The organism is Blautia sp. An81 (assembly GCF_002161285.1).
Classification (GTDB): domain Bacteria; phylum Bacillota; class Clostridia; order Lachnospirales; family Lachnospiraceae; genus Blautia; species Blautia ornithocaccae.
On sequence record NZ_NFHH01000001.1, the window covers coordinates 25,578 to 39,515 of the forward strand.

Consider the following 13,938-nt stretch of genomic DNA (forward strand, 5'->3'; position numbering starts at 1 on the left):
ATTTATGGGATTTATGACAATAGACGGCAGAAAAGTTGAATTTACAGACGAGAAAAATGTCCTTTCTGTCATTCGGAATGCCGGTATCAATCTGCCTACGCTTTGCTATCATTCAGAAGTGTCCACTTTCGGTGCCTGTCGCTTGTGTACTGTAGAGGATGACAGAGGAAGAACCTTTGCCTCCTGCTCTGAGGTGCCGAGAGACGGCATGGTGATCTATACCAACTCCGGCAAAATAAAAAAATACAGAAAACTGATCGTAGAGCTGCTTCTTTCCGCCCATTGCCGTGACTGTACTACCTGTGTAAAAAGCGGCGAATGTGTGCTTCAGGACCTGGCTCACAGAATGAATATCACCACAGTTCGATTCCAGAATACCAGAGAGATCCGTCCTCTGGACACCAGTTCTCCTGCATTAGTCCGTGATCCTAATAAATGTATTCTCTGCGGTGACTGTGTCCGTGCCTGCAGCGAAATTCAGGGATTGGGTGTTTTAGGCTTTGCTTTCCGAGGCACTGATGCCATGGTTATGCCGGCCTTTAATAAGACTCTGGCTGAAACGGGCTGTGTAAGCTGCGGCCAGTGCAGGGTCTACTGTCCTACAGGCGCTATCAGCGTAAAGACCCACATGGATGAAGTATGGGAGGCCATTGCCGACCCCGATACCCGGGTAGTTGCACAGGTAGCTCCTGCTGTCCGGGTAGCCGTAGGGGACGCTTTCGGACTGGACAAGGGTCACAGTGTTATGGGCAAACTGGTAGCTGTACTCCATCGTATGGGATTTGACGAGGTATATGATACAGCCTTTGCCGCTGACCTGACCATCATGGAAGAATCCAAAGAATTCCTGGAACGTCTGGGACAGGGCGACAAACTTCCTCTCTTTACCTCCTGCTGTCCGGCATGGGTAAAATTCCTCTGCGACCAGTATCCGGAATATAAAGATAATCTTTCTACCTGCCGTTCTCCTCAGGGAATGTTCTCCGCAGTTATGAAAGAATATTACAGAGGCTATGAAAAAAATCAGGGCAAAAAGACCTTTGTGGTTTCCATTATGCCCTGTACTGCAAAGAAGATGGAGATTCTCCGTCCCAACAACTTTACAAAAGGTGAGCAGGATACCGATGTGGTCATCACTACCACAGAAGTTATCCGCATGATCCGCAACTCCGGCATTGAGTTTGCTACCCTTGTGCCGGAAGCCTGTGACATGCCCTTTGGTTTCGGTTCCGGGGCTGGCGTGATCTTTGGCGTAACCGGTGGTGTTACGGAAGCTATGCTTCGCCGCTTTGCTGACAAACATGACAAGGCTACTATGGACTCTGTAGCAGAGGCCGGAGCCAGAGGCGATGAGGGAATCAAAGAATTCTCCGTTACCTACCAGGGAATTCCTCTTAATGTCTGCGTAGCCAGCGGTCTGGCTAATGCCCGGACAGTTATGGAAAATATCAAGAGTGGAAAAAAACATTATCATATCGTAGAGATCATGGCCTGCAGAAGAGGCTGTATCATGGGAGGAGGACAGCCCCCAAGAGCTGGCAACCGCACTAAATCCGCCAGAAGAGACGGCTTGTATCAGGCAGATAATGTTACCAGCATCCGGAAAGCTGATGAAAATCCGCTGATTCTTTCCCTCTATGACGGTCTGTTAAAGGGCAAAGTGCATGAACTTCTTCATGTAGACAGCTATTAAATCAAACGATAGGCAGCAGGTCTTTGAAACTGTCTGTTATAATAAAAAGGAGCGGGACTCTGGTTTTGACACAATCCAGAATCTCCGCTCCTTTTCTTCGTTATATCCTGTGGATAAACAGGCCGCTTCTCAGCTTCGGCTCAAACCAGGTAGACTTTGGAGGCATGAGCTTACCCTCATCTGCCACTTTCACCAGTTCTTCCATACTGGTGGGATAAAGGGTAAAGGCAGCTCCATCTGTCTGGTCTGCCTCCTGCTCCAGTTCCTGGAGGCCTTGGACCCCGCCTTCAAACTGAATTCTGGGGTCTTCCTTGGGATTATGTATTCCCAGGACCGGTTCCAGGAGATAATCCTGAAGAATCGATACATCCAGGCTTTTTACAGAATCAGAAGAACGATATTCTTCCTTTATTTTCAGATTATACCAGGATTTTCCCACATAAAGACCAAAAGTACCTTTTTTCTCAGGCTTCACCGGTGAGTCTCCGTTTTCCTTTACGAAAAAGTATTTTTCCACCTCACTTAAAAACTCTTCTCTGGTTTTTCCTGCCAAATCTTTCACCACGCGGTTATACTCAATAATACGCAGCTCATCCCAGGGAAAAAGTACACTCATGAAATAGTTAAAAGGCTCTTTTCCTGTATACATTGGATTCTTTTCTCGCTGTTTCTGGGCAATCTTTACTGCTGCCGCCGCTCTGTGATGACCGTCAGCAATGTAGATACTGTCCATTTTTCCAAAAAGCTTCTGGATTTTTTCTATCACATTTCCCTGATATATGACCCAGACTTTATGGCGCACTCCATCCTCTGCCAGGAAATTATAAGAAGGGTAGCTCCGTTTCCGTATATCCAGAAGTCTTCGAAGTTCCGGGTCAGGACGATGAGCCAGATAAATAGGCCCTGTCTGGGACTGACATCCCTGGATATGACGGATTCGGTCCAACTCCTTTTCCGGACGGGTATTTTCGTGGCATTTGATCACATGGTTCAAATAGTCATCTACAGACACACAGGCAGCCACCCCTGTCTGAACATGTTTTCCGTCATCAAGTTCATAGATATAGTAGCATTCTTCCATGTCCTGGCATAAGTCTCCTTTATCCAGGAGCTCCCAGAGATTATCTCCGGCTTTTTTGTAGACTTCCGGACTGTACATGTCTGTCTCATCAGGAAATTCCGTTTCCGGACGGTCAACCCGCAAAAAGGACAGGGGATGTTTTTTAATCTCTTCTCTGGCTTCCTCTTTGGTCACCACATCATAGGGAAGGGCCGCGATTTCTGCCGCTTTCACTGCCTGAGGCCGAATTGCGGAAAATGGTTTTACTACTGCCATAAAAACCTCCTAATCCTTGTGAATTTTCAATTTTTCAAGGAATTTTATCGTTTTGCCGATTCTTTTACGGTTCCTCCTTATAGAACCAAACAGTGTTTTTGCTTTCTTCATCTGTTTCAGCTTTCTTTGAAAAGATGTTTTCGTTTTCATTACTACCCCGTTTTATTTTACAATACGAACTCTGTATACGCCTTTAATGTTCTTTAAGGCTTTTGCCACCTCTTTGGAAATAGGGGAGGATACGTCGATCATTGTATAAGCGTAGTCTCCCTTACTCTTATTAGTCATATTTGAAATATTCACTCCGGCATCTCCCAAAGCTTTTGCAAACTGGCTGATCATATTTGGGATATTTTTGTGATTGATCGTCACACGCCCCACATCTACACAGGCTCCTGCATCGCAGTTGGGATAGTTTACGGAATTTTTAATATTACCGTTTTCCAGATAATCCATAAGTTCCTGGACCGCCATTACAGCACAGTTGTCCTCAGACTCTTCTGTAGACGCTCCAAGATGAGGGGTCACCAGGGTGTTCGGTGTGCTGGCCACCAGAGGGTTGGCAAAGTCTGTCACATATTTCTTTACTTTTCCTTCCCGGAGGGCTTCTGCAAGAGCCTCCTCATCTACCAGCAGATCTCTGGCAAAATTCAGAAGAACAACACCTTCCTTCATCTGGGCAATTTCGTCTCTTCCGATCATATTTCTGGTGCTGTCCATAAGAGGCACATGTATGGTTATATAGTCACAATCCCGATAAATCATATTCACATCATTGATATGATGAATACTCCTGGACAGACTCCAGGCTGCATCTACAGAAATAAAGGGGTCATAGCCGTAAACTTCCATCCCCAGGTGTACTGCTGCGTTGGCTACTCTCACGCCGATGGCTCCCAGGCCGATGATTCCCAGCTTTTTCCCGCTGATCTCACAGCCGGCAAATTTTTTCTTCTGCTTCTCCGCCTTCTTGGCAATATCATCAGAAGCCTCCTGCTGTTCCAACCATTCAATACCGCCTACAATATCTCTGGACGCTAAAAGCATACCTGCAATGACCATTTCCTTTACGCCATTGGCGTTTGCACCGGGAGTATTAAAAACAACCACACCTTTTTTTGCCATATCCTCCAGAGGAATATTGTTTACGCCTGCCCCGGCTCTGGCTACAGCTACGGTCTTGTCAGAAAGTTCCAGGCTGTGCATATCCGCACTTCTTACCAATATGGCATCTGCCTGGGTAAGTTCCTCTGTATTCTCATATTTTCCCGGAAATTTCTCCAGGCCCACCGGTGAGATGGGATTTAAGCAATGATACTGAAACATGATCATCCATTCTCCTTTTCAAAGTTCTTCATAAAGTTCACAAGGGATTCCACCCCTTCTACCGGCATAGCATTGTAAATGCTGGCTCTCATGCCGCCTACAGTCCGGTGTCCCTTCAGATTTTCAAATCCTGCTTCCTGGGCTTCTTTTACAAATTTGGCGTCCAGTTCCTTATTTCCTGTGATAAACGGTACGTTCATAAGGGATCGGTCTTCCGGCACCACTGTACCTTTAAACAGGCTGCTGGAATCCAGGAAATCATAGAGGATTTTCGCTTTTCTCTCATTGCGCTCTTTCATTGCAGAAAGGCCGCCCATTTTCTTCAGCCATTTAAATACCTTGCCGCACATATAGATACAGTAGCAGTTTGGCGTATTGTACATTGAGCCTGCGTCAGCATGGGTTTTAAAAGTCAGCATAGTAGGCGTTCCCGGCAGAACATCCTCGGTGATCAGGTCTTCCCGGATAATGGAGATTACCATGCCTGCAGGGCCGATATTTTTCTGTACTCCGCCATACAGAATGCCGTATTTGCTCACCTCTACCGGTTCGGAGAGGAAACAGGAAGATACGTCTGCTACCAGGGTTTTTCCTTTTGTATTTGGAAGCTTTTTGAACTTTGTTCCATAGATAGTATTGTTCTCACAGATATATACGTAATCCGCATCAGGACTGATGGGAAGGTCAGAACAGTCCGGTATATAAGAATATGTTTTATCTTCGGAAGATGCGATTTTATTTGCCTTTCCGTATTTCTGGGCTTCCTGCCATGCCTTTTTTGCCCACTGGCCTGTAACGATATAATCTGCCACCCGATTCTTCATAAGGTTCATGGGAATCATGGCGAACTGCTGGCTGGCTCCTCCCTGAAGAAACAGTACCTTATAATTTTCCGGAATTTCTAGCAGGTCTCTTAAGTCAGACTCAGCTTCCTGGATAATGTTTTCAAACATTTTGGAGCGGTGGCTCATCTCCATAACGGACATTCCGCATCCCCTGTAATCCAGCATCTCCTCTGCTGCTTCTTTTAAAACTTCCTCCGGCAGTACCGCCGGACCTGCTGAAAAGTTATAAACTCTGCTCACGACTCTTTCCTCCTCTTAGCTTTATTATAAAAGAATGAGGTGCCGCAGTCTCTCATGACTTGCTGCTGCGTCACCTCATATCTACGTACTGTACTTATTCTAATCCTTTGATATATTTTTGTCAATAAAAACATTTGTCTTTTTCAGGAAGACATTAGTTATCCGTTTTCAGATCCTCTGCATCAAAGGCGTCTTCAATGTTGGCTCCCGGTGACACCATAGGGAATACCTTATCATCACTGTCAATCACGCAGTCGATCAGAACTGTGGTGTTTAAATCAATAGCTTTGCGGATAGCGCCTGGAAGATCTTCCTTCTTTGTGACCCTTATACCTACAGCTCCCATGGCTTCTGCCAGCTTCACATAGTCTACTTTATCCTGAAGTATGGTATTGGAATACCGTTTTTCATAATAAAGAGTCTGCCACTGACGCACCATGCCCAGGACCTGATTATTGATGATCACCTCCACCAGAGCCATATTGTTTCTGGTGGCTGTTGCCAGTTCATTCATATTCATACGGAAACATCCGTCTCCTGCCACATTAATGACTACCTTATCCGGATTTGCCATCTTGGCTCCAATAGCTGCTCCCAGGCCATATCCCATAGTGCCTAAGCCACCGGATGAAAGAAAAGTCCTTGGATTCTTAAATTTATAATACTGGGCCGCCCACATCTGGTTCTGCCCTACCTCTGTAGTGATAATGGCATCTCCCTTGGTCTGCCTGTACAGCTCTTCGATGACTGCCGGACCTGTAAGGCCCTGAGGATTATAAGTAAGAGGATATTTTGCCTTCAGGCCTTCGATTTCTTCTATCCATTCCTCATGTTTTGCCGGCTGTACCATAGGCAGAAGCTGTCTCAGCACTTCCCTGGCGTCTCCAATAATACGGCAGTCCACTAAAACATTTTTATTAATCTCTGCTCCATCCACATCAATATGGATGATCTTGGCATTCTTTGCAAAATTTTTGGCATTTCCAATTACACGGTCAGAAAATCGCACGCCTACAGCTACCAGAAGATCACATCTTGTAACGCCCAGATTGGAGGTTTTGGTTCCGTGCATCCCCAGCATACCTGTGTAGTAGGGGTCCTCTCCTGAGAAAACACCTTTCCCCATAAGGGAATCTGTCACTGGTGACTGTATCTTATAAGCCAGTTCCCGGACTTCTTCCCAGGCATTGGAAGCTACTGCCCCTCCGCCTACAAAAATATATGGCTTTTTCGCTTTATTGATCATATCTGCTGCTGTCTGAAGATCTTCCTGTGTGATTTCCTCTACAGATGGCTTCACTTCCTTTGGAACAGCAGGGATAAACTCTGTTTTATTCGCAGTCACGTCCTTGGTAATATCTACCAGAACAGGGCCTGGCCTGCCTGTTTTTGCGATTCTGAAAGCTCTTCTGAGTGTCTTAGCCAGAGCTGCCACATCTTTTACAATAAAGCTGTGTTTTGTAATGGGCATGACCACTCCTGCAATATCTACCTCCTGAAAGCTGTCTTTTCCCAACAGGGGGAGACCAACATTACAGGTAATAGCCACCAGCGGGATAGAATCCATATGGGCTGTAGCGATTCCAGTAACCAGATTAGTAGCTCCCGGACCACTGGTAGCCATGCACACGCCTACCTTTCCTGTAGAACGGGCATAGCCGTCTGCCGCATGGGCGGCTCCCTGCTCATGGGATGTCAGGACATGATGGATTTCATCCTGATGTTTGTATAATTCATCATATATATTCAGAATGGTACCTCCCGGGTAACCAAAGACCGTATCCACCCCCTGTTCTTTCAGACATTCAATAACAATTTCCGCTCCTGTAAGCTGCATAGAAATCTCCTCCCCTTTTTCTATCTTTTTGGTACCTCCAGTACAGCTCCTCTGTTTCCGCTGGTCACCATAGCTGCGTATCTTGCCAGATAGCCGGTGGTCACCTTCGGCTCTCTAGGCTGCCATTTTTCTTTTCTCTTAGCCAGTTCTTCTTCTGAAACTGCCAGTTCCAGTTTATTTTCCGGAATATTGATCCGGATCAGATCTCCTTCTTCTACCAGAGCAATGGGGCCGCCCACTGCTGCTTCCGGAGAAATATGTCCGATAGAAGCTCCTCTGGAAGCTCCTGAAAACCTTCCGTCTGTGATGAGAGCAACGGAAGAGCCCAATCCCATTCCCGCTATCGCTGAGGTTGGATTCAGCATTTCTCTCATGCCAGGGCCGCCTTTTGGTCCTTCATAGCGGATGACTACCACATCTCCAGGCACGATTTTGCCGCCTTTTATAGCGGCAATGGCGTCTTCCTCACAGTCAAAGACTCTGGCAGGACCTTCATGTACCATCATTTCCTCACATACAGCACTTTTCTTTACTACTCCTCCGTCAGGAGCCAGATTTCCTGTAAGCACAGCCAGTCCTCCGGTCTGTGTATAAGGATTGTCAACCGGGCGGATAACCTCTGGATTTCTGTTCACACATCCTTCAATATTTTCTCCTACGGTCTTTCCTGTTACTGTGATGCAGTCCAGGTTCAGCAGGTCTTTTTTTGCCAGCTCGTTCATTACTGCATAAACTCCTCCAGCCTCGTTAAGGTCCTCAATATAAGTGGGGCCTGCTGGGGCTAAGTGACAGAGATTGGGGGTCTTCTCACTGATTTGGTTAGCAAAAGTAATATCAAAATCCCAGCCGATTTCATGGGCGATAGCCGGCAGATGGAGCATACTGTTTGTAGAGCATCCCAGGGCCATATCTACCGTGAGGGCATTTAAAATAGCCTCCTTTGTCATAATATCTCTGGGACGGATATTCCTTCTGTACATTTCCATAACCTGCATACCAGCATGTTTTGCCAGTTTAATACGCTCAGAATATACAGCAGGAATGGTTCCATTTCCTTTCAGTCCCATTCCCAGGACCTCAGTCAGACAGTTCATACTGTTGGCGGTGTACATTCCGGAACAGGAACCACAGGTAGGACATACTTTGTTTTCAAATTCTTCCACTTCCTCTTCTGTCATAGTCCCTGCACTGTAAGAACCTACTGCCTCAAACATGGAGGAAAGACTTCTCTTCTGTCCATGAACTCTTCCTGCCAGCATGGGGCCGCCGCTTACAAATACTGTTGGAACATTAATCCTGGCTGCTGCCATCAGCAGTCCGGGTACATTCTTATCACAGTTAGGCACCATGACCAAAGCGTCAAACTGATGGGCCATAGCCATAGCTTCTGTGGAATCTGCGATCAGGTCTCTGGTAACCAGAGAATATTTCATGCCGATATGGCCCATGGCAATACCATCGCACACAGCAATAGCCGGGAACACTATCGGAGTTCCTCCTGCCATAGCCACTCCCAGCTTCACGGCTTCTACGATTTTATCCAGGTTCATATGTCCCGGTACAATCTCATTATATGAGCTGACAATTCCCACCAGAGGCTTGGATAATTCCTCTTTTGTCAGTCCCAGTGCATTAAATAAAGAGCGGTGGGGTGCCTGCTGCATCCCTGTTTTTACGGCGTCACTTCTCATAATCTCTTTTCCTTTCTATGTATACTATATGCGTTCTGCGATCAGATCTCCCATTTCTTTTGTGCCGACCTCTTTCATGCCTTCTGACATAATATCCACCGTACGGTATCCTTCTTTCAGCACCTGCTGTACCGCTGCCTCCACAGCGTCTGCTTCTTTATCCAGGTCCAGGGAGAACCGAAGCATCATAGCCGCAGAAAGAATAGTAGCAATGGGATTTGCGATTCCTTTTCCGGCAATGTCCGGAGCAGAACCATGACTGGGCTCATAAAGGCCAAACTTTGTCTCGTTCAGGCTGGCAGAAGAAAGCATTCCAATAGATCCTGTGACCATGCTGGCTTCGTCAGATAAAATATCTCCAAACATATTCTCTGTAAGAATCACATCAAACTGTCCCGGATTATGTACAAGCTGCATAGCACAGTTGTCTACCAGCATATGCTCCAGGGTAATGTCCGGATAATCTGCAGCCACCTCTTCCACCACTTTTCTCCAGAGTCTGGAAGAATCCAGCACATTAGCCTTATCCACACTGGTAACTTTCTTTCTTCTCTTTCCTGCAATTTCAAAGGCCTTTACAGCAATTCTGCGGATTTCTTTCTCATCGTAGGTCAGGGTGTCAACAGCTTTTCTCACCCCGTTTTCTTCTACCGTCTTTCTTTCTCCAAAATAAAGACCTCCTGTCAGTTCCCGGACAATGATCATATCAAATCCGTCTCCTATAACCTCTTCTTTCAAAGGGCAGGCGCCTTTCAGCTCCTCATATAAATAAGCAGGCCTCAGATTCGCAAAAAGATTCAGAGCCTTTCGGATAGCCAGGAGACCAGCCTCCGGTCTTTTGGAAGGTTCCAGCTTATACCAGGGAGAAGTTTTGGCATCTCCGCCGATAGACCCCATCAGCACTGCATCAGAACTTTTGGCAGTATCAATAGCTTCCTGGGTAAGAGGCACTCCACAGGCATCAATGGAAGCTCCTCCTAAAAGAACCTCTTCATAATTAAATTTATGCCCGTACTTTTCGCAGACCCTGTCTAATATTTTTTTAGCCTCGCCTACGATTTCCGGGCCAATCCCATCTCCGGGAATCAGAGCAATTTTATATTCCATAACTGATGTTCTCCTTTCCTATCCTTATCTCAATGTGCAAAGAGCCAAAGTGTAATTAGTAATATGATAATCCTTTTCTAAGTACAATTCAAGTCATAATACGATAACCAGCTATGAATTTTCGTTATGCCTTCCATTCTTTTCAGAGGATTTTCCATACATTCATACTTTTTTATCAGACTTTAGAAATCCTTTATTTTCCAGACACAGAGCCGTCACAATTATCCCCTATACTCATAAGTGTTCAGAAAGAAGACAGCGGCTGCACAGTCTGAAGCTGTTGTGGCCGCCGGGCTTCGCCAAAAAGTTCTCCTGCCTTACCGGCAGGTTTATATACAATATTTTTTCTCCTTTCTTTCCCAAATGCGGGGCTTTCCCCCTTTGGGAATTTTTTTGTGCCGTAAGGTCGGAACAGGTATCTCTTTTCTTGCTCAGCCTGCGCTCCCTTGAGTCTTACGTCTCAAGAGATGCTCGGCAAATTCGCAGAAAAGAGATACCTGTTCCTACGTTTCTGGCAATCCTATGAGCCTTACGTCTCAAGAGATGCTCGGCAAATTCGCAGAGAAAATCTCACAGACCCGGGCGCAGGCGGCGGGAGTCTGGGCGCAGCCGCCCAGGGCGCTTTCCCTCAGTTCAAAGGGGAGGCTCCTTCCTACGTGATACATGGCCTCTGCCATCTGGTCAAAGGGTATTACCTGGGTAATTCCTGCCAGAGCCTGCTGGGCACAGATCATAGCGTTAGCCGCCCCTACGGAATTTCTGTTCTGACAGGGGGCTTCTACTAAGCCTCCGATTGGGTCGCAGACCAAGCCCAGAAGATTTGCCAGAGCGCCAGAAGCTGCATGGAGACACATGGCCGGGGTCCCTCCCATAACCTCTACAACGGCAGCGGCAGCCATTGCAGAAGCTGCTCCTACCTCTGCCTGACAGCCTGCTTCGGCTCCTGCCACTGAAGCATTCCGCATAAGCAGATATCCTACTGCTCCTGCAGTATACAGACCCTTTATGATTTCTTCATCTGACAGATCATATTCCTCCTGAAGAGCCAGAAGCACCCCTGGCACTACCCCGGCGGAACCTGCCGTAGGCGCGGCTACGATAACGCCCATAGATGCGTTTACTTCCAATACAGCCATGGCATAGGTAATGGCTTTTGACATCAGGCCCCCACAGACACTTCTGCCTTTCTCCTGATATTCCTTCAGCTTTTTCGCTTCTCCTCCGATCAGGCCTCCAATGGAAGGCACTGGATCTTTTAATGGCTTTCTGGCAGACTCTTTCATGATTTCCAGAGCCTTTTTCATTTTTTCTTCTACTTCTTCCTGAGTAATGCCTGAAAAGTCTGCCTCTCTCTTTTTCATAACCTGGGAAATGGGCAGTTTTTCTTTTTCACACAGCTTTAACAATTCTGTTCCATGATTAAAATCCATTTTTCTCTCCTCCTCTAAAGCTGTACCAGCATAATGTCAGAAACCAAAGGATTTTCTTTGATCTTTTCCGGAATGTCTTCAGGTATCTTTTCATCGGATTCCACCACTGTATAGGCAGCAGCCCCCTTTTCTTCCCGAAACAGCCGCATAAAGGCAATATTCACCCCAGCTTCGCTCAGGACCTTGGTAATATGAGCCACTACTCCAGGCTTATCTGTCTGACTGACGATCAAGGTGCTGTATTCTCCTGTAAAATCCACAGAAATATTATTCAGCTTCACGATTTTAACCTTTCCCCCTCCTAAAGATTCTCCCCGGACGAAAAGCTTCTCTCCCTTTGTTCCCTCAATATCCATGTCTGCCGTATTGGGATGGATACCGTCTGTCTCTTCTGAAGTTGTAAAGGTAAATGCAATCCCTGCTTTTTCTGCCAGTGAAAGAGAATCCCGTATTCTCAGATCGTCCGTCTCAAAGCCCAGCATGCCTCCCATCAAAGCCCGATCAGTGCCGTGTCCCCGATAGGTTTTTGCAAAAGAACCATAGAGGGTAAAATCTACCTTTCTGATTTCTCCGGGAAACAGCTTTCTGGCCAGAAGGGCCATAGAAGCTGCACCTGCTGTATGAGAGCTGGAAGGTCCTACCATATTTGGACCGATTACTTCAAATAAACTGATAAACGCCATAATTAACCTCCGGATATGAAAAAAGACTGCTGCATCCACATATATCAAGATATATTCCAGACTAATGTAAATGCAGCAGCCGCAAGTTTTCATTCTTATTCTTCCATTTTTTTATTCTGCTATTCCATCGCTTGCTTTTTCCACTTCTGCGATAGCGGATTTTCTCATGGGAATTCTGCAGTTTCTGTTATTTCCGAATTCAACGATCACGTCTTCCTCAGTAATATTGATCAGGACTCCATAGAAGCCGCTGGTAGTCACTACTGTATCTCCTACTTCCATAGCGGCCAGCATATTCTTTACTCTCTGCTGTTCTTTCTTCTGCGGTCTCATGATCATGAAATACATTAACAGAAAAAATACCGCAAGAGGCAATACCAGACTCAGCATTGCACCGGCACCGCCTGCTGTTGATGTTGATAATAACATGTTGCTTCCTCCTAAAACTAAATACTAAACTTTCTCTGCCCACAAATAGACACTATGGCTATCATACACAATTTTTCCTTTTTCTTCAAGTCTTTTCTGGGATTTTTCGCAAATCCCTTCAGTCCCTGGGACCTGCAGCCATACCTGCCAGCTTCTGCGCCTTATATTCCTCATATCTTCCCTGGTCCAGAGCATCCCGGATTTCTTCCATCATGGTATTATAAAAATAGAGATTGTGGAGCACACAAAGGCGCATTCCCAGCATTTCCTTTGCCTTCAGCAGGTGGCGGATATAAGCTCTGCTGTAATGCCGGCAGGCAGGACACTGACAGCCTTCCTCAATAGGCCTGGAATCCAGCTCATATTTTGCATTAAATAGATTGATTTTGCCAAAGTTTGTATACACATGGCCATGGCGTCCGTTGCGGCTGGGATATACGCAGTCAAAAAAGTCCACGCCTCTTGACACAGCTTCCAGAATATTGGCCGGCGTTCCCACACCCATGAGATAAGTTGGCTTATTTACCGGAAGATGAGGAACTACACTGTCCAGTATCCGGTACATTTCCTCATGAGTCTCTCCTACAGCCAGACCGCCTACAGCATAGCCGTCCAGATCCAGTTCTGAAATCTCATCTGCATGAGCGATACGAATGTCATCATAAACTCCTCCCTGATTAATTCCAAAGAGAAGCTGATGAGGATTCACCGTATCCTCCAGGGAATTCAGCCGGGCCATCTCTTCCTTGCACCGCTTCAGCCAACGGGTAGTACGGGCCACAGAATTTTCCACATACTTCCGGTCCGCCTTGCTGGGCGGGCACTCATCAAAGGCCATGGCAATAGTAGAGCCCAGATTGGACTGAATCTGCATACTTTCTTCAGGACCCATAAAAATCTTTCTTCCATCTACATGAGAATGGAAATAGACCCCTTCTTCTTTAATCTGTCGGAGCTTTGCCAGAGAAAAAACCTGGAATCCACCGGAATCCGTAAGAATAGGGCGGTCCCAGTTCATAAACTTATGCAGTCCTCCGAGCTGCTTCACTACCTTGTCTCCTGGTCTTACATGAAGATGATAGGTATTGGAAAGTTCCACCTGGGTCTTTATCTCATGGAGGTCCATGGTAGATACTGCTCCCTTAATAGCGGCAGCTGTTCCCACATTCATAAAGACCGGAGTTTCAATTGTTCCGTGTACGGTTTCCATCCGGGCTCTTTTAGCCCGTCCTTCCTGTTTCAATACTGTATACATAAATTCTTTCCTCTTCTTACTTTATTTTTACATCTTTTCTTTCTCTCAGAAAAAATAGTCTGTAAC

General features: G+C 46.3%; 11 protein-coding genes. 1 reads left to right on the forward strand and 10 read right to left on the reverse strand.

Annotation, left to right across the window (positions count from 1 at the left end; all coding sequences use genetic code 11):
• Positions 1-4: 4 nt before the first annotated feature.
• Entirely contained in the window at positions 5-1,693 is a 1,689-nt protein-coding gene (locus tag B5G33_RS00130) for a [FeFe] hydrogenase, group A (protein ID WP_087416350.1), read from the forward strand.
• A 100-nt stretch (positions 1,694-1,793) separates the two neighbouring features.
• Here B5G33_RS00130 and B5G33_RS00135 read toward each other — a convergent pair whose 3' ends face one another.
• The 10 genes from B5G33_RS00135 to tgt all read right to left on the reverse strand — a co-directional run bounded on the left by B5G33_RS00135 (position 1,794) and on the right by tgt (position 13,872).
• Positions 1,794-3,029, reverse strand: a complete 1,236-nt coding sequence (locus B5G33_RS00135) for a DUF1015 domain-containing protein (RefSeq protein ID WP_087416351.1) — start codon at positions 3,027-3,029, stop codon at positions 1,794-1,796.
• Positions 3,030-3,191: 162 nt separating this feature from the next.
• Complete coding sequence (locus B5G33_RS00140; protein ID WP_087416352.1) at positions 3,192-4,355, reverse strand: phosphoglycerate dehydrogenase; 1,164 nt, start codon at positions 4,353-4,355, stop codon at positions 3,192-3,194.
• Between the two features lie 2 nt (positions 4,356-4,357).
• Positions 4,358-5,440: a 3-phosphoserine/phosphohydroxythreonine transaminase gene (gene serC / locus B5G33_RS00145; RefSeq protein WP_087273970.1), complete on the reverse strand. Its 1,083-nt coding sequence runs from the start codon at positions 5,438-5,440 to the stop codon at positions 4,358-4,360.
• Between the two features lie 154 nt (positions 5,441-5,594).
• A complete protein-coding gene (ilvB, locus tag B5G33_RS00150; protein ID WP_087273968.1) occupies positions 5,595-7,277 on the reverse strand; it encodes a biosynthetic-type acetolactate synthase large subunit in 1,683 nt (560 codons plus the stop codon).
• Positions 7,278-7,297: 20 nt separating this feature from the next.
• Positions 7,298-8,968 (reverse strand): dihydroxy-acid dehydratase, encoded by a 1,671-nt coding sequence (ilvD, locus tag B5G33_RS00155; protein ID WP_087273966.1) that lies wholly within the window; start codon positions 8,966-8,968, stop codon positions 7,298-7,300.
• A gap of 24 nt (positions 8,969-8,992) precedes the next feature.
• Positions 8,993-10,075, reverse strand: coding sequence for a 3-isopropylmalate dehydrogenase (gene leuB, locus B5G33_RS00160; RefSeq protein WP_087416353.1), 1,083 nt, complete (start codon positions 10,073-10,075; stop codon positions 8,993-8,995).
• 536 nt (positions 10,076-10,611) lie between these two features.
• Positions 10,612-11,505 carry an L-serine ammonia-lyase, iron-sulfur-dependent, subunit alpha gene (gene sdaAA / locus B5G33_RS00165; RefSeq protein ID WP_087416354.1) on the reverse strand — a complete coding sequence of 298 codons (894 nt, stop codon included), beginning with the start codon at positions 11,503-11,505 and terminating at the stop codon, positions 10,612-10,614.
• A 14-nt stretch (positions 11,506-11,519) separates the two neighbouring features.
• Positions 11,520-12,188 (reverse strand): L-serine ammonia-lyase, iron-sulfur-dependent subunit beta, encoded by a 669-nt coding sequence (gene sdaAB, locus B5G33_RS00170; protein WP_087274031.1) that lies wholly within the window; start codon positions 12,186-12,188, stop codon positions 11,520-11,522.
• A 111-nt stretch (positions 12,189-12,299) separates the two neighbouring features.
• Entirely contained in the window at positions 12,300-12,578 is a 279-nt protein-coding gene (gene yajC / locus B5G33_RS00175) for a preprotein translocase subunit YajC (protein ID WP_442856347.1), read from the reverse strand.
• Between the two features lie 157 nt (positions 12,579-12,735).
• Positions 12,736-13,872 carry a tRNA guanosine(34) transglycosylase Tgt gene (tgt, locus tag B5G33_RS00180; RefSeq protein ID WP_087273959.1) on the reverse strand — a complete coding sequence of 379 codons (1,137 nt, stop codon included), beginning with the start codon at positions 13,870-13,872 and terminating at the stop codon, positions 12,736-12,738.
• Between the last annotated feature and the right edge of the window lie 66 nt (positions 13,873-13,938).

Bases quoted from the DNA above. Each gene is read 5' to 3' on its own strand.
- leuB (WP_087416353.1), bottom strand. From the start codon at position 10,075: ATGGAATATAAAATTGCTCTGATTCCCGGAGATGGGATTGGCCCGGAA.
- B5G33_RS00130 (WP_087416350.1), top strand. From the start codon at position 5: ATGGGATTTATGACAATAGACGGCAGAAAAGTTGAATTTACAGACGAG.
- ilvD (WP_087273966.1), bottom strand. From the start codon at position 8,968: ATGAGAAGTGACGCCGTAAAAACAGGGATGCAGCAGGCACCCCACCGC.
- yajC (WP_442856347.1), bottom strand. From the start codon at position 12,578: ATGCTGAGTCTGGTATTGCCTCTTGCGGTATTTTTTCTGTTAATGTAT.
- ilvB (WP_087273968.1), bottom strand. From the start codon at position 7,277: ATGCAGCTTACAGGAGCGGAAATTGTTATTGAATGTCTGAAAGAACAG.
- B5G33_RS00140 (WP_087416352.1), bottom strand. From the start codon at position 4,355: ATGTTTCAGTATCATTGCTTAAATCCCATCTCACCGGTGGGCCTGGAG.
- B5G33_RS00135 (WP_087416351.1), bottom strand. From the start codon at position 3,029: ATGGCAGTAGTAAAACCATTTTCCGCAATTCGGCCTCAGGCAGTGAAA.
- sdaAA (WP_087416354.1), bottom strand. From the start codon at position 11,505: ATGGATTTTAATCATGGAACAGAATTGTTAAAGCTGTGTGAAAAAGAA.
- sdaAB (WP_087274031.1), bottom strand. From the start codon at position 12,188: ATGGCGTTTATCAGTTTATTTGAAGTAATCGGTCCAAATATGGTAGGA.
- tgt (WP_087273959.1), bottom strand. From the start codon at position 13,872: ATGTATACAGTATTGAAACAGGAAGGACGGGCTAAAAGAGCCCGGATG.